This is a genomic window from Chryseobacterium sp. UNC8MFCol (genome assembly GCF_000482305.1).
Lineage (GTDB): Bacteria > Bacteroidota > Bacteroidia > Flavobacteriales > Weeksellaceae > Chryseobacterium > Chryseobacterium indologenes.
The window spans coordinates 26,611-49,660 of sequence record NZ_AXUZ01000020.1 but is presented as its reverse complement, the minus strand read 5'-3'; the positions used below and the strand labels follow the sequence as shown (position 1 = coordinate 49,660).

Here is a 23,050-nt window from a genome sequence, read left to right as displayed (position 1 = left end):
TAAATCCCCAATAAGGCGCCACCATCTTTCGTGGGAATCATTTTCTCCAATTCATCCAATCCTTTACCGCCTAAGATTAATTGGGAAAGCTCTTTCCCGTCTTTATCCAATCGTGTGATAAAGACATCTTTGGAACCGTAACCCTTCGAAGAATTTTGGATATTCCCGGCTACAAAGAATCCTAGATCAGTGGTTTGAATCACCGCGCGGGCCTCTTCATCGGAAGTACTGCCCAAAGTCTTTTGCCATAATTCATCGCCGGATTCATTGATTCTGATCAGCCAGATATCGGAACCTCCTTTCAGATCATCTTTTTTGTCTAAGCCTTTCCCGGAATAGGAAGTACCGGCCAGTAAAAAACCACCCTCCTGGGTGCTGACTGTGGATGATAAATAATCGTGGTTTTGACCGGAAAAGTATTTTTCCCAAACCTGTTCGCCTTGCTGGTTGAGTTTCACCAAATGGAAATCGTAGCCGTTGTTTTGTCGTTTGTTGCTCTGAATTGAGCTTCCGGTGATCAGGTATTGCTGATCAATCGTAGTGGTGACCTGGCTTAAGAAATCCTGGGTACTGGATTTAATGTCTTTTTGCCAAACCACTTCCTGAGCAGACAGTACTGATGCAGCACATAAGAGTAATGCGCTCATGTAGAGTTTTTTCATTCTCAAGTAATTTGTCGAGTTAGTATTAGTTTTCGTTTTCACAAATTTAACTTTTTTTATTACATATCAACCGTCTATTATAATTTACTTTGAATATTACTAACGTTTTACTGCTTTTGATAACAAAAACACAATTACAACAGATCAACAAAAAGACCACTCTTCCGAATGGTCTTTTTGTTGATTGTTAAATAACTTATTTTATTGATAGATGACAACATCATCTTTTTTAATCTGATAGCTTTTTTTATAAGGAACTAAAACGTAAGTTTCTTTGATGTGACTTCCGCTTTTCCAGATTTTAGCCTTCCCTTCCTTATCGAGAATAATACTCTTTGCCATTCCGTCCGGAATGAAAACTTCAGCCCGTTTCATATCTTTACTAAAAATTACCGCTGTCATTGAAGAAGAGCTTTTATCCGGGCTCACTTCTTTTAATTTGATTTTCTGCTCAAAAACTCTCACACAATTATTTCTGATTTGTGAATAGGTATAACCTGCAGAGCCTTTACAGCCATGAACATCTCTATCACCTCCGAGGATAGGAGCAGCCTGTTGGGCAATAGCTAAAGAACCCAGGAACATCGCGCAAAATAAAATTGTTTTTTTCATATTTAAATTATTAAGGTTTTCAGTGGAGTATAAGTATTTTGCAATAAAGATATTAATTTCATTCCTAGTTTACAAAAAACATGACTTTCAGGGAAGCTGAACCTCAAGGCTAGCGTAAGATTTTAAAAATCCCTCATCGCGCACAAAAAAGGCCACTCTTCCGAGTGGCCTCTGTTTTTTTGAAAATTGATATTACTGGTAAATGACTACGTTATCCTTTTTAAGCTGATAGCCGCTTTTTTTTGAAAGGAACCAATACATAACCATCTTTTTTCCATGCCTTAGCTTTTCCTGCTCTGTTTAGAATTACGCTTCCGCCTTCCGCATCTTTCACGAAAACTTCAGCTTTTTTCATGTCTTTGCTGAAGATAACGGCAGCCATATAGTCTCCATTAGTAGCAACTTCTTTTAACTTTATTTTCTGTTCAAAAGTTCTTACACAGTCTTTTTTAATCTGCGAATACGTATACCCTGCTGAACCAATACATCCGTGTGCATCTTTATCACCACCTAATACCGGCGTTTTTTGTGCAAATACTAAAGTCCCAAGGAACATTGCGCTAAGTAAAATTGTTTTTTTCATGTTGTTTTGTATTATTTTAATAACTGCTGATGTATTATTAAAAATCGTGCCAAAGCAACATAAAACACATTCCTGTGAATAACTTTCTTTCAGAATCTACTTTGTCCAGGTGATTTTGGAGTGTTTAACATCATCAGAATTGGTACCGATCATGATATCAAACTCACCTGATTCCCAGTCAAATTTCAAATCTCCATTATAGAATTTTAGGTTTTCAGGCGTAATATCAAAAGTTACTTTTTTAGATTCTCCCTTCTTTAAAAATATTTTCTGGAATCCTTTTAATTCTTTTACGGGTCTTGTAATCGTTCCTACAAGGTCCCTGATATACAACTGTACGACTTCAGCTCCGTCATAGTTCCCGTTATTAGTCAATGTTACCGATGCCTGGATGGTTTGATTTCCTTTTGGATTTGTATTCGAAACCGTCATGTCCGAATAATTGAATTTGGTATAACTCAGTCCATACCCGAATGGATACAACGGTGTATTACACTCATCCATATAATTGGAACGGAATCTCTGGTATTCGCACTTATCTACCAGTTTCTGATCCAGCGGACGGCCTGTATTTTTTGCATTATAATAAATAGGAACCTGTCCAAGGCTTCTTGGGAAAGTCATCGGAAGCTTTCCTGATGGGTTTACTTTTCCAAAGAGAACGTCTGAGATTGCATTTCCGGCTTCAGAACCCGGGAACCAGGCATTTACAATCGCGTCAGGTGTATCTTTCACATTTGTTAATGCTAGCGGACGGCCTGTGAAAAGTACCATAGCTATTGGTTTTCCTGTTTTCTTCAGTTCATTCAGCAAATCAACCTGGGATTGCGGAATGGTAATTTCACTTCTTGAAGAGGATTCTCCGCTCATCTCTGCGGATTCTCCGATTGCCAGAACAATAACGTCAGCTTTATTGGCTACCTCAACGGCTTCTTTTAATAATTCTTCTTTTGAGCGGTTATCTCTATCTGTTTTTTTACCATGGGCAGCGTAGATTTCTTCTAATTTTGCATCATAGTCGATATTGGCTCCTTTTGCAGAGATGAATTTAACTTCTTTACCATAATTAGCCTGTAGTCCTTGCATTAAATTCACAGAAACCGCGTGCTTGGTAGCAACACTCCAGGTTCCGCCCATATTCATTGAATTGTTTACCAAGGGGCCGATTACAGCAACTGTTCCGGATTTTTTTAATGGTAGCACCTGGTTTTCATTTTTCATCAAGACCATAGATTGCGCTGCCACATTTCTGGCTATATTGCGGTTTTCCATATTATAAACCTCTTTGGCAGCCAGCTTTGCATCTCCATGTTTATATGGATTATCAAATAAACCTAAATCATATTTTGCCTCAAGAATTCTTCTTGTCGCCATATCGATTTCAGCTTGCGTAACTTTTCCTTCAGATAAAGATTTTTTTAATGTGGTTAAAAAGCCTTCACCTACCATATCCATATCAATTCCTGCTTTTAAAGCCAATGCAGATACTTGCTGAATATCTCCCATTCCATGGTCAACCATTTCATTGATCCCGGTATAGTCGGTTACCACAAAGCCTTTAAATTTCCACTGATTTCTCAGTACTTCAGTCTGAAGCCATCTGTTTCCTGTTGCAGGAACACCGTCCACTTCGTTAAAAGAAGCCATAACGGAAGCTACTCCTGCATCAACTGCAGCTTTATAAGGGGGAAAATACTCGTTGAACATTCTTATATGACTCATGTCCACGGTATTATAATCTTTCCCGGATTCCCCGGCACCGTATAAGGCAAAATGCTTTACACAAGCCAGAATATTTGTTCCGTTGGCCAAATCTTTCCCCTGGTATCCATACACCATATTTTTAGCGATCTCGCTCCCCAGATACGGGTCTTCACCTGAACCTTCGGAAACTCTTCCCCATCGTGGTTCACGGGAAATATCAACCATCGGCGAGAAAGTCCAGTTGATTCCGTCAGATGCCGCTTCTCTCGCTGCTACTTTTGCTGACTGCTGAACCAGATTCATATCCCACGAAGAGGCTAATCCCAAAGGAATCGGGAAAGTAGTTTCATATCCGTGAATAACATCCATTCCAAAAATCATGGGGATTTTAAGACGGCTTTTTTCAACGGCTACTTTTTGAACGGCTTTGATTTTGTCTGCTCCTTTAATATTGAACAATCCGCCTACCAATCCTTGCTCTACTTTCTTTCCAATATCTGAGCTTTGGGCCATTCCTGTAGTAAAATCTCCGGAAGTCGGCAGGTTGAGCTGTCCGATCTTTTCGTCTAGTGTCATTTTAGATAAAAGATTATCTACAAAAGCTTTCTTTTTTGCCTGATATTGGGCTGTCTGATAAGACTGTACGGGTTTATCTACCATTTCCTGAGCGGAAAATACCGGTGACAGGGCTAAGGCAGCGAGTACGATTAGTTTTTTCATAAATCTAACTTCTTATTGTTCTATTTTAATCAACGCCATAGCGTTATTTATTTCTAATGAGTGTCTATTTGACTTATTTATTATTGTCTCCAAAAAAGACAATATTCAAAAGTAAGGAAAATAATTTTTATTCTTCCACAATTCAGGATATTGATTTTCCGGATTGAAGGACCATTAATTTTTCTTAATGACTATTTCTTTTTCGAAAGCATCCATTCATAAAGCTTAGGATCTGAATATGCAGAATCCCAGGAATTATGGTTATCATTCGGGAAAATAGTCAATTCTGCATCAGGATTAACAGGATGGAGTTTCTGATAAAATTTAAAAGCATTTTCCGGTAATACAATATCATCCATCCCTCCATGGTACATTTTAATATTCAAATTTTTATATTGTTGAATATTAGCGGTCATCACCTGATCGGTTGGTGCACAAACGGATGCTACGGCAGCAAACATTTCCGGATGTTCCATGGCAAGCTTCAAAGTGCCCCAGCCTCCCATGGATAGGCCTGTAAGGTAAATCCTGGAAGCATCAATTTTATATTTTTTCTGAATTTCTTTAATTAAATTATATACAGTAACCGTATCCCACCAGGTTTCTGCAGGGCATTGCGGAGCAAGTATTGCTACGGGTTCTTTTATCAGGCTTTTATAGGTAAAGGGACTGTGTGCTTTTACCAGATCCAGGTTGTTGCCTCGTTCTCCCGACCCGTGCAAAAAAACGATCAAAGGAACATTTGTTTTGGTTTTTTGAGGATAATCGAGAATGTAGGACATTTTTTCGGTCCTTTTTATTTCTTTATTGAGCTCAGCTTTTATTTCCTGTCCATTTAATTGTAATGAAATTGGCAGCAGTAAAAATGAGATATACTTTAATTTAAATTTCATACTGTATTTAGGTTTTGGCTAAAGCCATTGAATATTTTATAATGTAATTAAACGGGCTAAGCCGGTTTCTATTGAATGTGATCTGTTTTTAAAGACTATCCCGACCTTCTATTTGATTCCGTATTTAGAGGATTGGAAACTTAATTTTTTCAATCCCTGCTGAATTTCCGGGGCATTCATAAATAGTTTCCAAAGAAATCCTGTTCTGTAATTTTCAATCATCGGCGCTATGGTTCCCTGATCGATAGCCAGATATCTTGGGGTAAACCAATTGTTGTAATGGATGGAAGTAGCGTCATAAGGTCCCGCAGTGCCTATAAATTCCGGTTTTTGAGTATAGATAAACCGTAAGAAATCCATAGATTCTTTAGGAGTATAAGGGAAACTGCTTAAGGCGGCAGTAGGTGTTATCACTCCGTTATCATTAGCAGGCATGTGAGCTGTATATCCTGTGCTTCCGTCGTTATTTCTGGTATACCCTGCCGTTAATCCCCAGTAATTTTTCCCGTAGCCTTTCCATTGTTTTGGATTTTCAACACAATATTTATAATCGATAAGGGTTTGATTTTTATTGACATCAAAGTAGTTGTTAACCAATTTATCTGAAAGTCCTGTCGGATCAAGTCCGATATATGAATATTGAGCCCAGAATAAGGGTCCTCCATATTCTTCGGCATAATTGTGTTTAACGTATAAAGGCAGTCCGTATTTCTTTTTGTCTGTAAGATAGCTTCCGTTTCTCGTCCATCCTTTATAATAGGTTTCCGCATCGATAGGATATGTTGGTGAGGATGCTGCCATGATATAGGTGATCAAGCATTCGTTGTAGCCTTCAAGCGGAAAATTCATTTCCCACTGGTATTCAGGCGACCAATGCCAGTACAGTACTTTTTCACCACCTTTGGTGTACCAGTTCCATTGAATACCTTTCCATAGCATATCACATTTACTGGCCAATACCTGTTCATCGGGACTTCCATTTTTAAAATATTCACGAACCATGAGAATTCCTGAAGCCAGGAATGCTGTTTCCACCAAATCGCCTCCGTTATCCTTTTTACCAAAGGGGACTGTTTTTCCGGTTTCACCGTTAATCCAGTGTGACCAGGCTCCTTTATACCGATCTGCCTTTGCCAGAAAACTCATGATGTGGGAAAGTCTCCTTACAGCTTCCTCTCTTGAAATAAATCCCCGGTCTACCCCCACAAGAATTGTTGCCAGTCCAAATCCGGAACCTCCGGTAGTGATCACATGTTTATCATTATCGGGATACACATTATCTTCATGATAACGTTCCCGCCCCATAAAAGAGTTTGGCTCAGCATAATCCCAGAAATACTTCAAAGCATCTTTCTGCACTTTGTCCATAAGCTGTTCGTCTGTCATTGAACTTTTAATGGTTGTATTTTGAGCTGTTTCGTGATTGGCTAATTGGTTATTTTTACAGGAATAGGTAAAAAATAAAGCTGTTACGGCGATGGAGAAAAGGGTCTTTTTCATCGGTACAATTGTTTACAGGTTTATAAAAGTAGAGGAGAATTTTCACTCTCCTCTAGCTTACGGTTATATGTTAATATCCTGGGTTTTGTTGGGATAATCCTCCGGCTTCCATGATGAAGTCCTGAGGTAACGGGAACAGTTCATGTTTCCCTACTTTGAAGACTTTCCCACCGTCAGCAGCCATAGCTGCTTCTGCCTGTCCTGTTCTTACCAGATCAAACCATCTGTCATGTTCGAATGCCAGTTCCAGTCTTCTTTCTTTCCAGATTGCTGTTCTTACATCTGCCTGGCTGGTTGCTGTGGTAGCTGGTACTTTGGCTCTCTGTCTTACCTGATTCAGGAAAGGAACAGCTGCAGAAGTTTGCCCCAGCTCATTCATCGCTTCGGCTTTGATGAGCAGAATTTCTGCATATCGCAAATAGCGGATATTTACATCCGTTGAAGCCTGGTCTCTGTAATTAGATGAATAAGCTTTATAGTTGTAAAATTTATTTTCGGTATTAGGGCCGACATAGTATCCGTCGTATAAGGTCATATCTCGGTGGATAATGGTAGCGTCTCTTCTGGTGTCTGTTGCTGAATAGGCATCATACAGGCTTTGAGTTGGAGTCGCAAAGCCCCAGCCCCAACCGGTAGTTCCTCTTGCACCTTGTACCTGGCTGTATTGCTGAATTGCTCTTCCCGCAGTTCCTCCGCTACCATTTATTTCGAATATAGATTCTGCATTATTTTCTCCTGAAACTTTATAAATATCCTGGAAATTTTCTGTCAGGGAATACCCCGTCACCTTATTACATTCATCAATTGCGAGCTGCCATTTCTTCTGGTAAAGATAGACTTTAGCTAATAAAGCATGAGCTGCTCCTACGGAAGCTCTGCCCACATTATTTCCTGTATATGCTGATTTTTCGGGTAATATTTCGATAGCTTCCTTCAGATCTTTTTCAATAAAAGCGTAAATATCTTCTTTTGACCTTCTGGTAAGAGCCATTATTTTATCTGCTTCAACACCTGTTACTGAAACATGATCTACTAAAGGAACTCCTCCAAATGATTTCACCAAAGTAAAATACATGAATGCTCTTAGAAATTTAGCTTCACCGGCGAGTCTTGCACGCAATTCAGGGTTGGCTTTATCCAGCAAGGGAAGATATTTCAATGCCTGATTACATCTGTTGATTCCCTGGTAATTGGAGGCAAATAATTCTTTGAATGAGGGTGTCGCTGCTGTGAAATTCAGAGCGTCCAGAATATCTTTATCTGATCCGGAATCACTTGAGCTTGATCCTTTGTCGGCGTCATCTGAAACAATGGAGGTCACACCAATCCAGGCAAATGTACTCATATTCCAGTCTAAAAACTTAGCATAGATAGCGGTCACTAAACTATTAGCACCTTCATCATTATTATATATTTCACCAAGTGCGGCTTCCGGGATTGCTTCTGTAGGCGACACATCGATGAAGTCATTACTACAACTCTGGTTTACAGCTCCTAAAATCAGGAATGCAGCTGCTATGATATATTTCTTATTCATTTTTTTAAAAGTTTAGATTAACACCAAATACAAAAGATCTTAAGGTAGGATAAGCATCAAGTTCGATACCTGCTCTTTTATACGGATCTCCTTCTGCGGTAGTATCTGTAGGGTTATATCCTGATAATTCTGATGAGTATCCTGAATATTTCTGGAATACAAAAGGATTAATTGCACTTACATAGAGTTTAATCGATTTCATGTAATCCGTTACATTTTTAAATGTATATCCTACTGAAATATTATTAATTCTGAAGAAATCTCCGTCTTCAAGATAGAATGTTGATGCTACCGGAATACTTGAAGGATTTACAGGATTGGCAGCATTTCTGTTGTTTGGTGTCCAGAAATTATTAGCTACCGAAGCTTCCACATTCTCTCCACCGTTTCTCTGAGCCTTTTTACCATTGTATACTTTGAAGCCGAAAGCCCCATACCCATTAAGGGCAAAATCCCAGTTTTTGTATGACATTGAAACGTTTACTCCCAGAGTAGATTTTGGGATATAGGAATCGAAAAAGCGTTTGTCTTTTGCATCTATAGTTCCGTCACCATTTAAATCTTTGAACTTAAGTTCTCCTTTATCATTATAACCATCTGCTTCGTATAAATAGAAACTTCCCAAAGCATACCCTACTGCGGAAGGATTGAATAGTTTTGTATCTATTCCGTTGCCCAGGTTTCCTCCTACTATTTGAGAAACGGGCTTAGAAGTATCCATGCTGGCAAGTTTATTCTTGTTGTATGAATAATTGGCCCCTACGGAATAAGAGAAATCTTCTCCTACTTTATCAGCCCAATTTAAGCCAACTTCAAAACCTTTATTCACAACACTTCCCATGTGAGAGTAGTTTAACTCAGAAATACCTGTAGCCATATAGGGTACAACACCTAAAATAAGATTTTTTGTCTTTCTGTTATAAATGTCAAAAGTACCCGTTAATCTGTTGTTCAGGACACCAAAATCCAGTCCCAAAGAAGATTCTTCCGTAACCTCCCAGCCTAAATCCGGATCATAGCCTTTATTTACAGTAACTCCGTTGCTTACAGGAGAGCTTCCAAATCCATAATTATAAGAAGACCCAAGTGACAATGGTAAATAGTTCAGTGGTACGGTTTGGTTACCAATCTTACCCCATCCTCCTCTAAGCTTCAGCATATCAAAGAATCCGTCCTGCATAAAGCTCTCCTGAGAGATGATCCATCCTGCACCAAATGATGGAAATGTTCCCCATCTCTGTCCGGCGGCAAATTGTGAAGAACCGTCTCGTCTGATTGTTGCGCTTAACAGATAACGGTTCATGAATTTATACTGAAGCCTACCGAAGTAAGAGATCGTAGTATTTCTGTTTCCTTTTATCGATTCAAGGGCCTTTGTATCACCTTCACTGAATAAGTTTCCGTAGTAATCTACTCCGCTAAGATTCCAGTAATCCTCCGAAACAGGAACGTTTTTTCTATTGATAATGAGTGTTTCCAGGCCACTTTTTACAGAGGCTTCTGTACCGGCAACCAATTCAATATCATGCTCTCCTACTTTTTTAGTATATGTCAGGTAGTTATTAAGTAACCAGTTTGAATAATTTTGGCTTTTATTTGTCAACCTTGTGAGTGGAGAGGTTGCAGAATACTGACTTTCTGTTCTCATCGGATCACTATCCAACCAGAATCTTCTTGAATCGACAAAATTATATGATTTATAATTACCATATTCTCCACTAAACTGGGAGGTAAATTTTAAATCTTTAAAAATATCAATATCTAATTTTAAACCTCCTTGTAATAAGAAATTTTTTGCTCTCTGATTGTCATGAGCAAGTTTCATTACAGGATTTCCCACATCATTAAACCTTCCTCCCACATAACCGATATTGCCGGTAGATTTATCAAAAATTGGCTGACCATATTTTCCATTAGGATAATAAACAGGAACTAATGAAGATTGTTTATAAGCACTTGTAAATGCTCCGAATGATTTAGGAGTTTCATTTGTAAATGTGGCACTTAAAGTTTGTGCTAATCTTATTCCCTTGGTAATTCTGAACTCGTTATTGGTTCTTATCGTAGTTCTGTTATAGTTTGTTCCTTTGAGGATCGACTGCTCATCATAATTTCCCAAACTTAAAAAGTATTTTGCTGATTCTGAAGAACCGGAAATGGATAGATTATGTTGGTTATAAATACCTGTTCTGGTAATTTCTTTAAACCAGTCGGTATTGTATGGCTGATCCGGGTTCAGGTAGTCACTTTTAGCCCCTGCATTATTATAATTGGCAAACTCAGAACCACTGGCCATTTTTATCGTTTTCAGAGGATTTCTTATTCCAACCAGACCATCATAGGAAACGCTTAATTTTCCTCTTCCTGATTTAGTCGTAATGATGATTACCCCATTGGCAGCTCTGTTACCATAGATCGCCAATGCTGCAGCATCTTTCAGTACATCATAGGTCAGGATATCATTTGAGTTAATATTGTTTATGTTATCCGTAAACATTCCGTCAACAACATATAATGGAGTTCTTCCTCCCAATACCGTACCCAGACCTCTGATCATTACTGTAGGGGTAGAACCTGGCGCATCCGATGCAATTACCTGCACCCCTGCCGCTTTCCCCTGAATAGCTTGTGAAGCATTTAATACTTTTGTTTTCGTTACTTCTTCTGCGCTGATAGAGCTGATAGAAGTGGTATTATCTACTTTCTTGCGACTCCCGTATCCGATCATGACCACTTCGTCAATTTTCTGAACTTTAGCTGAGTCTGACGTAACCTGCGCATCCACGTTCATCCCGAAGTACAATACGGCGATGAGACAAGAATACTTTAAATTACTTTGTTTCATATAGTTTCAATTTTATTCGTACAATCAAATTCGGTCAATGCCCTGTTTAAGACAAAATCAATTTCTCAAAAAAAGACATTAGCCAAAAATATAAAAAATATTGAACCATGTTAAAACATCATAAAAATTTAAAAAAATTCACATTTAAACATACAAAACATGAAAACAAACTAAATTTTATGATTTTATATTAAAAATTATTATCAATTTACCATCATATCAGTAACGTTAAAATAGCGTTTTATTAAAAAAAAATCACCAAATACAGCCTTTGAATTAATATTTTGTTAAATAAAGAATAGTATTTACCTTTGGTGCAGTTTTTGAAAAAAGCAATTAAAAGATCAATGAAAAAATATATCGTTGCAGCCGCTCTTATTATCGGAACCGGTGCAGTAATCACCACCACCGTACAGTCATGTACTACTATTGCCACTTCGGACATGGGGCTATCTATCATCAAGAGAATGCTGCTCAACGGTATTGATAAAGGCGTAGGCGTCTACACCAATAAAGAGGCTTTTCTTCAAAATAATATGGTAGACAGGGCACTTCCTAAGCAATTGAGAGAAATCAATTCTATGCTGGAAAAGGTCGCACCATCGATTGTTGCCAAAGAAAGAGATTATATTGCTCAGGCAGCAGCGTATACTGTCAATACGTCAAAACCAATCCTGCAGGGCGCTGTGAACAGCTTAAATGCACAGGATGTTACAAGGATCATCCAGGGAACCACTGCCACACAGATTTTAAAAGAAAAAACATCCGGGCAACTGATCGCAGCTATTGCGCCAAAGGTAGATGAGAAACTGAATGAATTTGGAATCGTAAAGACGATCAATACGGCTTTATCCGGAAGTAATTTTCTGGGGAATCTTCTGGGTGGGAATACCAACACGGTCAACGCAGGCGGACTGAGCCAATTGGCTTCTGAACAGCTTGTTGCCGGCCTTTTCAATATTATCGAAGATTATGAACAGCAGAACTCCAAAGCACTGCTTGGCCCATTTGGAAAATAGGAAAATTTTCGTTATATTTATATTATATTAATAATTGCAGATGGATATATTACAAGGAAATCAACACGCAAATCCAGAAGATTTTTATAAGTCTTTGAGCGAGAAACTGGAAGATCATCATGATTTTCCTGAGGATTATTTATTCAAGTTTATCATTCCTACCGACGAGACAAAACTTACTGAAATTTACAAAGTTTTTGATGGTGTCAAATTTACATTAGGAAACCGCGAAAGCAAAAATGGAAAATACACAGCCTGCAATATCAGTGCATTCGTTTTAGATGCCAATCAGGTGGTGAATATTTATAAAGAAGTAGCAAAAATAGAAGGCGTTATTCTATTGTAAAAAACTAAAGGCTGTCAGCAATGGCAGTCTTTTATTTTGCGCTGTACTTGTTGAAACTGACAGACTAAAATTCATACCTTTTGTCATCGAACAAGTTTCAGATAAAAAATCAATCGACCGGTTCAGGAACTGAACCGGTCGATTGATTTGTATATTATTTTTCAATAAAGAACTTTACATTTTCAATGGGTCTTCCCAGCATGGCTACTGAACCTTTTACAATAATCGGCCTCTGTATCAGCGAAGGGTTTTCAGATAAAATTTTTATCCATTCTTCCTCGGAATAATTTTTATCCGCATAATTTTCCAGGTACAGTTTATCGGTCTTCCGGATGATATGAAAAACGCTTTGATTGAGCTTTTTCAGAACTGTTTTAATTTCGAGTATACTAAGCGGATCTTCAATAATATTGATGATTTCAAAAGTCACCCCGTTCTCATCCAGATACTCAAGCACGGCATTTGATTTCGAACAGTTTCCGTTATGTAAAACCTTAACTACCATTTTTATTATTTAAAAATTAAACTTGTATAAGACAAATGTACCAAGAAATTGACTGATCTTGTCTTAATCTTCTGATAAATCTTTGTTAAAACAAACCATGCAATTCTGCTTCAATCTTCTCCAGGATAAGACCGAAATCTTCGGGTTTTTCAACAAAGTCAAGATCGTCAACTTCGATAACAAGAAGTTTTCCTTCTGTATAATTTGAGATCCATTTCTCGTATTTCTGGTTCAGCTTTGAAAGGTACTCAATACTGATAGACGCTTCGTATTCACGACCTCTTTTATAGATTTTCTTTACAAGATTCGGAACGTCTGATTTCAGGTAAATCAATAAGTCCGGTGCTGAAACAAAAGACTTCATCAAATTAAAAACCGATGAATAATTGTTGAAATCTCTGTCAGAAAGGAGATTCATATCATTTAAGTTTTCTGCAAAAATATGGGCATCTTCATAAATAGTACGATCCTGAATAATATTTTTACCGCTTTCTCTGATCTCCTTCACCTGACGGAATCTGCTTCCCAGGAAATATACCTGCAGGGCAAAACTCCATTTGCTCATATCTGAATAAAAGTCTTCCAGATAAGGGTTATGATCTACGTCCTCAAATTGTGCATCCCATCCGTAATGCTTGGAAAGCATCGTCGTTAAAGTTGTTTTTCCCGCCCCGATGTTTCCTGTAACCGCAATGTGCATATTCTTTTCCTTGTATTTACTGATTATTTGATCAATTTTTCTACAGCTTCAGTCTGAACTTCAGAAACATCTTCTATCAATTTTCCTAAGGTATTTTCTGAAGATGGCCCTTTCACCTCTGTCTCAACGGTTTTTTCTACTGCTTTATCCAAAGGTTTTTCTGTAGATTGCTGCGGAGTTTCCGGTTGAGGTGCCGGTTCATTTGACTGTTTGTGTTTCTTTACTTTTTCAAGGCTGTAAAGATAGAGTTTGTTACCCTTGATTTCAAAATAAGAAAGGATGTTTTTATCCACAATTTGCGCATCCTCATCTTCAAAAAGACTTGTCATTCCTTTTTCAGGAATATATTGCAAAATCGAATTTCCGGTGATCACAAGAATGGTATCATTTTCTCTCCGGAAACGTTTCCCATTGCTAACCGGGGTTTCAAAGAGCTTTTCGAATTTAAGATTATAGATTCTGATATGGTTTCTGGTGAGAATGTAGACTTTATTTTCATACACGAGAAGATCCGTCAAATCTTCAAAACTGATATCAAAAGGATACGAGTTGATCGTGGTATCATTTCTGAAATTATATTGTATGAGTCTCTTTGTACTGTCGTCCAGCAGCCATAACTGCTGTAAATCTTCCACATACGCCATTCTTATAAATCCAAATTTCTGTTTAAAATCGATTCTCTGGATTTCATTCATATTCTGATCTACAAATTTCATTTCCTGGGCATTTTCAGAAAACAAAGGAACGTTCAACGGATTTTGTACTGTCTGAACTTTATAAGGGACGGTAAGCATCATTTTCCCGATTTGTTTGCCTAGAGAATCATATTTGGTAAAACTGAAATCTTTATTCTTATAGATGTACAGGCTTCCATAGTCATCGGCTAGCATATCTTTGGCTTCCTTTAATTTAAGGGTATCCAAAGGGAGTACTTTCTGCGCTGAAAACGGGCAGAAAATAAAAAAACATAGTAAATATAATAATCTCAAATTGTCTGTTGTTAGATAAAAATATTCTGTGAGAACTCTCAGCAATTTACATACTTTTATTTGAAAAATAGCGCTCCCATGGAACGCTATTTTTATCTGTAAATTATGATGATCATTATTTTATCTGAACTTCATAGATCTTTGGCCAGTTCTTCCCTGTTACCAGCATATTTTCACCTTTAAAAGCAATTCCGTTCAGGACATCATCGCTTCCTTTGGTATTTTGTTTTGCTATTTCTGTAAAATCAAAAGTTCCTACCACTTCCCCGTTTTCCGGATTGATCTTCAGGATGATCGGTTTTTGCCATACATTGGCATAGATGAATCCGTTGTGATATTCCAGTTCGTTCAGCTGATCGTAAGCCTGTGAGCTTCCTGCAACGGCTATATATTTGATCAGTTTTGAAGGGTTATTTACATCCAGGAAATATAATAACTTACTTCCGTCGGAGGCAATCAGGTTTTTCCCGTCATAAGTCAAGCCCCAGCCTTCACCCAGCACATTTGGATATGCAAATTCTGAAAGCAGTTTTAGGGAGCTTTTATCATAAATATATCCTTTTTTACTTTGCCATGTCAGCTGATATACTTTATCACCAACGATGGTACTTCCCTCGGAAAAATCTTCCGGTGCCTGCTTGGTGGAAGCTAACGGAGTTGTAGTACCCAATGTGTATTTTAGGACCTGGGAAGATCCGTTCTGGCCATCACTTTCATAAATAGTATTTCCTTCTATCTGAAAGCCCTGCACGAAATTTTTAGGGTCATGCGGATATTCAGCTACAATCTGGTAAGCCAGATTTTTTTCAGGATTTTTTGCAAATACATTGATGGTAGCATCCTGATTAAGCACTTCACCTCCCTTCGTCTTGATATTGAATGTTACTGCGTTATCTCCCAATGTAAAAAATTTGGGATCAATCGTTAAATCCGTTGTTTCCTTATCTCCAAAGCTGATGGTTACGCTTTCTGCATTTTCCGTTACCTCTTTTGGAAGCTGTAATTTATCTCCAAAATGATATCCTTTTGCTTCCATTGAATTATTATAAGTATTCAATGTATTAAGAATTTCTTTATCCTTATTACAAGATGCCAGTAATAAAATCGCTGCGAAACCTGCTATTATACTTTTTTTCATTGACTTTCTAAATATTTCCCCAAAAATAGCAAATTTTATTCCGTATTGCCAACATTATCCACAGGTTGGCCAAATTGCAGGATATATCCGTTGTTATCATAGATGGCAAATTCTCTCATTTTCCATTCAAAAGTTTCAATTTCGTAGCAGATTCTAGCTTTTGTTTTAAGGTCTTCCCACAAATCATCTACCTGGTCTACATTAAAATAAAACGAACCTGTAAACCCACTCTCCCGGAAATCTTCTTCTTTATCAGGTTGTGATACCATAATATACACGTCATCTTTACGAAGTGAAGCCCATTGCCACTCATCATTTCTGGCTAACAACTCAAAGCCGAGAACAAGCATGTAAAAACTTATGGTTTCATCAAGATTTTCTGTCCAAAGTAATGGACGAAGTCCTGTAAATTTCATGATTGCTGCAATTCAAAAGTTTTCCGCCGGATTTTCATATTCAATGAAACCCATGTTTCCTTGCCAATCTTCGCTTCACTCTTAACGTTGGGATCGAAAGTGAAACCTACCTTTTTATAGCATTCAATAGCACCGGTATTCCAGTCGTATACGTTAAGCTCTGCTGTCTCTTTATCAAAATGCGAGAAGCCATAGTTCAGAAGTTCCTGCATTATTTTCTTTCCATACCCTTTTCCTCTGTTGTTTTCATCCCAGATCAGAATTCTTCCCAGCAGGAATGTTTCTTCTTTTAAAAACATCTGGGCATGACCAATGGTATTACCGTTTGTTTTATCGATGATTTTAAACAATCTTCTCTTTTCATTCAGTAAATCAGCTTCCAATTGATGATCAGTTAGAGGAAAATGATATGCCGGCCCTGCAAACTGAAGCAGCATCCTTTCATCTTTGATCTTTGAAATCAATGTCTGAGCATCTTCTATCCTAAAAGGTTGTAGCTCTATCATATTTTATTTTTCTAAATATCCTTTTAAATTTTTCCCCAAAATGGTGTTCCACCCTTCAGTAAAGCTTTCTCTTGAAAAATTATCTCCCAATCCTTTAAAATTTTCAATTCCTTCATGAGTCAGCCTGACTAAAGTTTCATCCTTTTCAGGAATAAGCTCCCAGGTCACTGTCGTTTTCACGCTTGAATAATCCGGATAAGACCAGGTATGTTTTAATTTTTGGTTGGGAAGTATGTCCAGAATTTCACCCTGGTGATGGTATTTATTTTCTCCTCCGGGTTCAAAAAAATTAAATATTTGTCCAGCTTCAGCTACAAAATCCGGAATATCAAAATACCAGAATTTCATCTCATTTTTATCGGTAAGAGCTTTCCAGACCTTGTCAACGGGAGCCTCTATTTCATATTGTACGATGATCGGTGTATTCATACTTTAAAGTTTTTAACAGAACGTAGGATTATTTAAATACAAAAATCACAAAAGAAGCTGCTAACAAAGTATTTACCATTAACATTCTTACTGTTTAAAGAACACTTACGTTTGAAAATATTCAATTCTTACTTTGTGATCTTATGCAAGTTAACCTTAATTTCAGACTTAGCCTACATCCTTTTGTGACTTTTATGTTGTATAACGTTTCAGCTATTATCCGTGAGAGAATCCGGTAATCTTCGCTTCGTCAAAATCCAGCTGCATCTCGATAGCCCTCATCACATGATCATCAAATATTTTCTCCCTTTTCATTCTATGCAGCTCGTTTCTCTGAGCCTGGATAATCTGTCTTTGAACATCCTTGTTCTCATTGATAGCAGTTACATAATCTCCGGTGGATGCCATACACTGGGCCTTATCTGCCATCAGCATCATTTCGTTTTCCAGCTTATGTTTTTGATGACGTACCAGACTGTTTCTTTCAGTGAGTTCAGAAAAATCATGATCAAGTTTATGTAAGGCCGTTTCTTTCAGTTTACGCATCAGGATCACTTCCTGTTTTTCTTCCGGCAGCTCACTTCCTGCGTCTTTTATTTTTAACAATTTGAGGATCGGACTTAATAATAATCCCTGACCGACCAGTGTAATCAATATGATAACAAAAGTTACGAATAAAATAATATTTCGGTGCGGAAAAGCCTCTCCATTAGGCAAAAATGCGGGAATTGACAATGCTGCGGCCAAAGAGACCACCCCCCGCATTGCAGCAAAACTAATGACAAAAGGCTCGCGCCAATCGGGCTTAGGAACTTTTAACCTCAGTTCTTTTGAACAAATTCTCGGAAAGTACATCAATGCATAGCTGTATAGTATCCTGGTTCCGATAATAGCTCCTCCAATGACAACACTATAAAAAATACCTTCTGAAATGGTATAATCTTTCATCGCTTCAACGACCACCGGAAGTTCAAGACCGATCAGGATAAAAATGATCGTGTTCATGAGGAAAATCAATACACTCCATACATTTCCGGACTGAATTCTTGAAGTATGGCTCAGATAACAATGTGAGTTGTAAGACATCAGCAATCCGCCTGCTACGACCGCCAATACTCCTGAAAAGTGAAAATGCTCCGCTCCCACATACATAATGTAGGGAACGATCAGGGTAATCACCGTATCTATATTTGAATTGGAAGGTATGATTTTTAATAATGCACCAAAAAGGAAGCCTACAGCAGCGCCCACAGCGACTCCTCCCACAGCCATCATAAAGAAATCCTGTATAGCATCTCTCCAGATAAACTGCCCTGAAATCACTGCTGCCAAAGCAAACTTAAATACAATTAAACTGGAAGCATCATTAATAAGACTTTCTCCTTCTAAAATGCTGGTAATCTTTTTGGGAATTTTCATATGCTTCAATACGGAGGTCGCAGCTACGGCATCGGGAGGAGAATTCACTCCACCTAAAAGAAATCCCATGGCTACGGTAAGCCCCGGAATAATGGAAGATGAAAGGTAGGCAACGACTATTGAAGTGAGAAATACTAGTCCAAAGGCCATAGAAAAAATCTGCTTTCGCCATTTATGAAAGTCCTGCCAGGAAGTAAACCAGGCGGCTTCAAATAAAATAGGAGGTAAAAAAATAAGAAAAACAAGGTCCGGTTCTATTTCTATAGTAGGTATTCCCGGAACAAAGCTTATCAAAAGGCCTGCAATCACAAGAAAAATCGGGTAAGCAACCCGTAATTTCTGTCCGATCATCACTAATATCATCACAGACAGAAGTACTGCAATGGATATTATAACATAGCTGTGAATCATTTTTTATTATTTTTTTTAAGTAATATTTTTAAATACAATTCCCGCAGATGACCGGCACCAACTTTGAATCTACGGGACTGGGGTTAAAGAACGATATTATTCTTAGGTGCAATAGCCGGTGGAAGATCTGATTCATCCAGCATATCCCGCATATCAATTTCGATGGTACGACTGATCTGTGTGATGGGAACATCATTGGGACTTCCTTCAAAAGGGTTTACAGAAGCCTCTCCTACACTGTCTAACGTATGAAAACACCAGGTTACCAATAAAGAAAACGGAATATTAAACCACACCGTCCAGCCTTCAAGGGCCGTTCCGTCGCCCAGTTTATCGAGCTCTTTTATTAATCCGAACGGTACGAAAAGAATAAACAGCAACAAAAGATATGTCGTAATTGAAGAAAAGTTCCTTGGATAAGGAAAGTTTTTGATTCTTTCGGCTTTTCCCTGATCATCCGTGAATTTTACCAGTTGCTGGTTAATTTGTGTCCACTGAAAGTCGTTGATTTCCCCCTTTTTATAAGCTTCAGACAATTCTTTGCTTTGGCATGCCATAAGCTGTGTTGCCCTGTTTTTTTTGCTTATAATATATTGAAGCTCATCTTCCGGCAGATATTTTTTCAATTCGTCTTCTAGCTTGGTAAGCCTTTCCGGAATCTCGTACTTTTTTGAATATTCGTCGAATTGTGCCGTTCCCATATTTTCCCAGGCTCTCGGTTCTCTGAGCTGAAAGCGAAGTGCGGTAAGCCATGCGTAGTGACGCAGAAACATCTCTTTTACTTTCACTGGATTGGTACCCACCAAAGCATCCCTGAGAATATATCCAAAGCTGCGGCTGTCATTGATAATAGAACCGTAAATCTGCCTTGCTTCCCAAAGCCTGCTGTAACTGGCATTATTCTTAAATCCGACGATGAAAGCCACAGCTGTCCCCAGAATAGCAATCGGCTGCCAGGGGATAGATAAAAATTTCCATCCTAGGCAGTACAATATCGTAGGAATTGCCGAAAATACTGTTAAAACGTAAATACTTCGCCTGGTCCATTTCATGAACTCACGCGCCCCAAATCTTTTTCCTGAATGCATATGTGTCTGTTTTTTATTTTTTTGTTATGATTAGTCTCTCATGATACAAAATAACGGTTTTCAATCTCATCAGGGCATTCAGCAGAAACGGTCATTTTAGTTTTTGGTAAATGGGATATTGTTATAGAAGCCAATCTGAATCTGTCCCCTGTTTTTATTTTCCTGTAGTTGATTCATATATCCGGCTTCAATCCTCATATTTTTATTGATAACATAGCCTAAAGCTCCGTAGACCCTGTTTCTGTCGAAAACCGGGCTGTTGAAATGCAGAAAAATCTCATTATATACTGAAGCATACAGGGTTTTAGGCAGCATTTCTTTTTGGGTAATAGGAATAGTCAGTCCCAACATATAACGGAATCTCATTCTAAAATCGTCTTCGAGAAAACGTTCTTCCAACCGGTAGCGATGCTGAAGGTTAAAACGTCCGAATTTCTGTTTGGTAATAAACTGCTGGAAAATCCTGTGCTCAACATTTTCTTTTTTCTCCCCGTTCACATAAGGCTGACTCAATATAAAACCATATCCCAATAAAACATTGTTATTATTTTCTGTCAGGTCATATCCTATCCCGGTACGAATTAACAGCTGCTCCAGATCTCCGACTGCATCAAAATTCCTGTACTGGATTTCGTTATGCCAGTTGAGCTTTTTACTGATCTTATTATTTCCAAAATACATATACCAGGCACCCAGATCACTCTTTTGTGCCCATGCGGATATTGATCCTAAGCTTACGAGTGTAAAAGCCAACTTCGTGAAAATCTTTCTCATGTTCATTTATTACTATTATCTATCGTTTTAAACAAAATTAATATTTTAAATCAATAATAACAAACAATATTTTGTCATGCAACTATCGTAAACGGGAAATTAACTTGTTTCAAATCTGATACTTTTATAAAATCCAGAGGAATATCTTAGATTTCTAAATTCCTTTATGTTTTGGTAAACTGCTTTTTCGTTTTTTTTAAACGCTGTTATTTCAAGGATAAATTTTATCTTTTTATTTCTTTATAAATAATTGCTTAAGGCATGTATTTTAAAGTCTGAATTGTCCAAATCAATTAACAAAAAAAACCAACAGAATAGCTGCGGGTTTTTATATCAATTTTATTTCAGATAGAACACGTTTAGGGATGTTGTTGCATTTTCGCAGGATCATCATAATTTATCATCCAGTTGATCCCGAATTTATCAGAAAACATTCCGAAATAGGCACCCCAGAAAGTATCTGCCATTGGCATGGTAACCTGTCCTCCTTCAGAAAGGCCACGGAACAGTTTATCTGCTTCTTCTTTTGAATCTGCATTCACGGAGATCGAAAAGTTATTTCCCGCTTTAAACTGAGAGGCCCATTCTCCTCCGGTATCGCTTCCCATCAATATAGTTTCTTTGGAAATCGGAAGGGCCACATGCATGATTTTATCTTTATCTTCTTCAGGTGTTTCTTTACCTTCTGCGGGAGGCATTTCTCCAAAAGTTCCGATATAAGGGTACTCGCCACCGAAAACTGATTTATAGAAGTCGAACGCTTCCCTGCAGTTTCCGTTAAATATTAAATAAACGTTTACTGATGCCATGATTGTTTTTATTTAGTTAAAGTTTTAATAAGCTCTTCAGTTCTTTACTATCGATGTTGATCAATTAAGATCATATTACCATCAGGATCCTTCAGATAGATATGTTCAGGACCTGAAGTTGTTTCATCAGCTTCTTTTTCAATCTCAATCCCCCCTTCTTTTAAGCGCTTCTGAATCTCACGTACATCTTCAAACGATTCAAGGTTCTGGGCATTTTCGTCCCATCCGGGATTAAAGGTCAGCATATTACCATCAAACATAGCCTGGAACAGACCTATCACGGTACTGCCATTTTTCATGATCAGATAATTGTGTTCCATATTTCCTCCCATGGCTGAAAAACCAAGTTTTTCATAGAAATCTTTAGATTTTTGAAGGTCTTTCACACTTAAGCTTAATGAGAATACTCCTAGTTTCATATATTGATGTTAAAGTTAAGGTTTTATTGGTTTTTCAGATTTGTTTTAAAATCCATAGTGCCATCATAACTTTTCCAGTCTCCTGTAAATTCGATGTACTGGCCTTCTATTTTTTCGGTTTTCCTGTTCCATTTGAAATTATAGACGAATTTCCCTTTAAAAAGTCCGGAGTGCTTGCCTTTATTTTCCTCTGCCAGCTCATATTCCCCGAATATTGTCCCCTGTCTTTTGGAATCTTTATATTTTGAAATGGTCAGTTTTCCTTCAAATTTTGCATAATTGGTATCCACAAGAGAATATCCTGAAACAAAATACTCCTGATCGTTCTTTTTGTTCTGTTCTGAAGTATTGATTTTAAGTTTCAGTTCCTGGCCGTTTTTTCCGATAGTTCCTGTATAAGGTTTACTGCCGTTAAGCCAGACACTTGAGATATCCGGCATTTGGTTTTGTCCAAAAACAAAATTAGCCGCAAAGAGGAATAGTAATAAAAATTTTTTCATAGGTGTTGTTTTTAAACGCCAAATTGTGACAAATGGTGGTTCAGGTGTTTTGCGAACATATTATTCCATTCCTGAGCATTTAATTTTCCAAAAGAAAACGATTCTTTCCCATCAAAAGCTTCTGCTCCCAACTGCTGAGTTTTTTGGATAAAACCAATGAGCCTGGTTTTTTCTTCTTGAAAATTTTTTCTACCGGTTATCAAAAACTGCGGAGCGGTAGGGGAATCTCTGGGATAAGCCTTCTCACCCACTACTTTAGGTTTTACAAAAGTTTTCAGAATAAATTTAGCAATCGCGCCCGGTTTCTTGTGCTTTTCCGGCTCATACACCATCTCATAAGTTATGCTGCAGTGCGCCAGCATCTGATCAACGGTCATTTTCCCCCACAATCCGTGAGTATCTTCCACTAATTTATTGATTCTATCGATGTAATTCTGAGCATCTTTTGCGTCAAATACATTTTCCATATTATTTCTATTTTACCAGAAACAAATATATCAGTTTTTTCTTTTGATTTGATCAATGA

Annotated in this window: 23 protein-coding genes and 1 pseudogene; 2 read left to right on the top strand and 22 right to left on the bottom strand. The window is 37.8% G+C overall.

From position 1 onward, the window contains the following. From M030_RS0113960 to M030_RS0113925, 8 genes and pseudogenes are all read right to left on the bottom strand, one after another. Positions 1-662, bottom strand: a pseudogene (locus M030_RS0113960) (T9SS C-terminal target domain-containing protein); the annotation flags it as partial. 201 nt (positions 663-863) lie between these two features. Beyond that, on the bottom strand, positions 864-1,274 hold the full coding sequence (locus M030_RS0113955) for a hypothetical protein (RefSeq protein ID WP_027374071.1): 411 nt from the start codon (positions 1,272-1,274) through the stop codon (positions 864-866). 220 nt (positions 1,275-1,494) lie between these two features. Beyond that, positions 1,495-1,857 (bottom strand): hypothetical protein, encoded by a 363-nt coding sequence (locus M030_RS24985; protein ID WP_228375244.1) that lies wholly within the window; start codon positions 1,855-1,857, stop codon positions 1,495-1,497. Between the two features lie 96 nt (positions 1,858-1,953). After that, complete coding sequence (gene bglX, locus M030_RS0113945) at positions 1,954-4,281, bottom strand: beta-glucosidase BglX (protein ID WP_027374070.1); 2,328 nt, start codon at positions 4,279-4,281, stop codon at positions 1,954-1,956. A 191-nt stretch (positions 4,282-4,472) separates the two neighbouring features. After that, positions 4,473-5,174 (bottom strand): prolyl oligopeptidase family serine peptidase, encoded by a 702-nt coding sequence (locus M030_RS0113940; RefSeq protein WP_027374069.1) that lies wholly within the window; start codon positions 5,172-5,174, stop codon positions 4,473-4,475. A 108-nt stretch (positions 5,175-5,282) separates the two neighbouring features. Beyond that, the gene (locus M030_RS0113935) at positions 5,283-6,674 is read right to left on the bottom strand and encodes a glucoamylase family protein (protein ID WP_027374068.1); all 1,392 of its coding nucleotides are present in this window, start codon (positions 6,672-6,674) and stop codon (positions 5,283-5,285) included. 70 nt (positions 6,675-6,744) lie between these two features. Continuing rightward, positions 6,745-8,211 (bottom strand): RagB/SusD family nutrient uptake outer membrane protein, encoded by a 1,467-nt coding sequence (locus M030_RS0113930; protein WP_027374067.1) that lies wholly within the window; start codon positions 8,209-8,211, stop codon positions 6,745-6,747. Positions 8,212-8,215: 4 nt separating this feature from the next. Beyond that, positions 8,216-11,056 carry a SusC/RagA family TonB-linked outer membrane protein gene (locus M030_RS0113925; protein WP_027374066.1) on the bottom strand — a complete coding sequence of 947 codons (2,841 nt, stop codon included), beginning with the start codon at positions 11,054-11,056 and terminating at the stop codon, positions 8,216-8,218. Positions 11,057-11,403: 347 nt separating this feature from the next. Here M030_RS0113925 and M030_RS0113920 point away from each other — a divergent pair, with 347 nt between their 5' ends. Then, complete coding sequence (locus M030_RS0113920) at positions 11,404-12,075, top strand: DUF4197 family protein (protein ID WP_027374065.1); 672 nt, start codon at positions 11,404-11,406, stop codon at positions 12,073-12,075. Between the two features lie 40 nt (positions 12,076-12,115). Further along, a complete protein-coding gene (locus tag M030_RS0113915; protein WP_034722634.1) occupies positions 12,116-12,421 on the top strand; it encodes a DUF493 family protein in 306 nt (101 codons plus the stop codon). 154 nt (positions 12,422-12,575) lie between these two features. Here M030_RS0113915 and M030_RS0113910 read toward each other — a convergent pair whose 3' ends face one another. The 14 genes from M030_RS0113910 to M030_RS0113845 form a co-directional block, all read right to left on the bottom strand. Further along, entirely contained in the window at positions 12,576-12,926 is a 351-nt protein-coding gene (locus tag M030_RS0113910; protein WP_027374063.1) for an ArsC/Spx/MgsR family protein, read from the bottom strand. A gap of 85 nt (positions 12,927-13,011) precedes the next feature. Beyond that, positions 13,012-13,626, bottom strand: coding sequence for a deoxynucleoside kinase (locus M030_RS0113905; protein WP_027374062.1), 615 nt, complete (start codon positions 13,624-13,626; stop codon positions 13,012-13,014). A gap of 23 nt (positions 13,627-13,649) precedes the next feature. Beyond that, a complete protein-coding gene (locus M030_RS0113900; RefSeq protein ID WP_228375242.1) occupies positions 13,650-14,549 on the bottom strand; it encodes a hypothetical protein in 900 nt (299 codons plus the stop codon). A 181-nt stretch (positions 14,550-14,730) separates the two neighbouring features. Continuing rightward, positions 14,731-15,753: a glutaminyl-peptide cyclotransferase gene (locus tag M030_RS0113895; RefSeq protein WP_027374060.1), complete on the bottom strand. Its 1,023-nt coding sequence runs from the start codon at positions 15,751-15,753 to the stop codon at positions 14,731-14,733. A gap of 35 nt (positions 15,754-15,788) precedes the next feature. Continuing rightward, a complete protein-coding gene (locus M030_RS0113890) occupies positions 15,789-16,169 on the bottom strand; it encodes a VOC family protein (RefSeq protein WP_034722632.1) in 381 nt (126 codons plus the stop codon). Next, positions 16,166-16,675, bottom strand: a complete 510-nt coding sequence (locus tag M030_RS0113885) for a GNAT family N-acetyltransferase (RefSeq protein WP_027374058.1) — start codon at positions 16,673-16,675, stop codon at positions 16,166-16,168. The genes M030_RS0113890 and M030_RS0113885 overlap by 4 nt, the downstream gene beginning before the upstream one ends. A 3-nt stretch (positions 16,676-16,678) precedes the next feature. Beyond that, positions 16,679-17,104, bottom strand: a complete 426-nt coding sequence (locus M030_RS0113880; RefSeq protein WP_027374057.1) for an SRPBCC family protein — start codon at positions 17,102-17,104, stop codon at positions 16,679-16,681. 216 nt (positions 17,105-17,320) lie between these two features. After that, the gene (locus M030_RS0113875; RefSeq protein ID WP_027374056.1) at positions 17,321-18,934 is read right to left on the bottom strand and encodes a Na+/H+ antiporter; all 1,614 of its coding nucleotides are present in this window, start codon (positions 18,932-18,934) and stop codon (positions 17,321-17,323) included. A gap of 83 nt (positions 18,935-19,017) precedes the next feature. Continuing rightward, positions 19,018-20,022 (bottom strand): bestrophin family protein, encoded by a 1,005-nt coding sequence (locus tag M030_RS0113870; protein ID WP_027374055.1) that lies wholly within the window; start codon positions 20,020-20,022, stop codon positions 19,018-19,020. A 96-nt stretch (positions 20,023-20,118) separates the two neighbouring features. After that, positions 20,119-20,796, bottom strand: coding sequence for a DUF2490 domain-containing protein (locus tag M030_RS0113865; protein ID WP_027374054.1), 678 nt, complete (start codon positions 20,794-20,796; stop codon positions 20,119-20,121). Between the two features lie 359 nt (positions 20,797-21,155). Next, a complete protein-coding gene (locus M030_RS0113860) occupies positions 21,156-21,605 on the bottom strand; it encodes a VOC family protein (protein WP_027374053.1) in 450 nt (149 codons plus the stop codon). A gap of 47 nt (positions 21,606-21,652) precedes the next feature. After that, positions 21,653-22,024: a VOC family protein gene (locus tag M030_RS0113855; RefSeq protein ID WP_027374052.1), complete on the bottom strand. Its 372-nt coding sequence runs from the start codon at positions 22,022-22,024 to the stop codon at positions 21,653-21,655. 23 nt (positions 22,025-22,047) lie between these two features. Further along, the gene (locus M030_RS0113850; RefSeq protein WP_027374051.1) at positions 22,048-22,524 is read right to left on the bottom strand and encodes a hypothetical protein; all 477 of its coding nucleotides are present in this window, start codon (positions 22,522-22,524) and stop codon (positions 22,048-22,050) included. Positions 22,525-22,535: 11 nt separating this feature from the next. After that, a complete protein-coding gene (locus M030_RS0113845; RefSeq protein ID WP_027374050.1) occupies positions 22,536-22,991 on the bottom strand; it encodes a DUF1569 domain-containing protein in 456 nt (151 codons plus the stop codon). Positions 22,992-23,050: the final 59 nt, after the last annotated feature.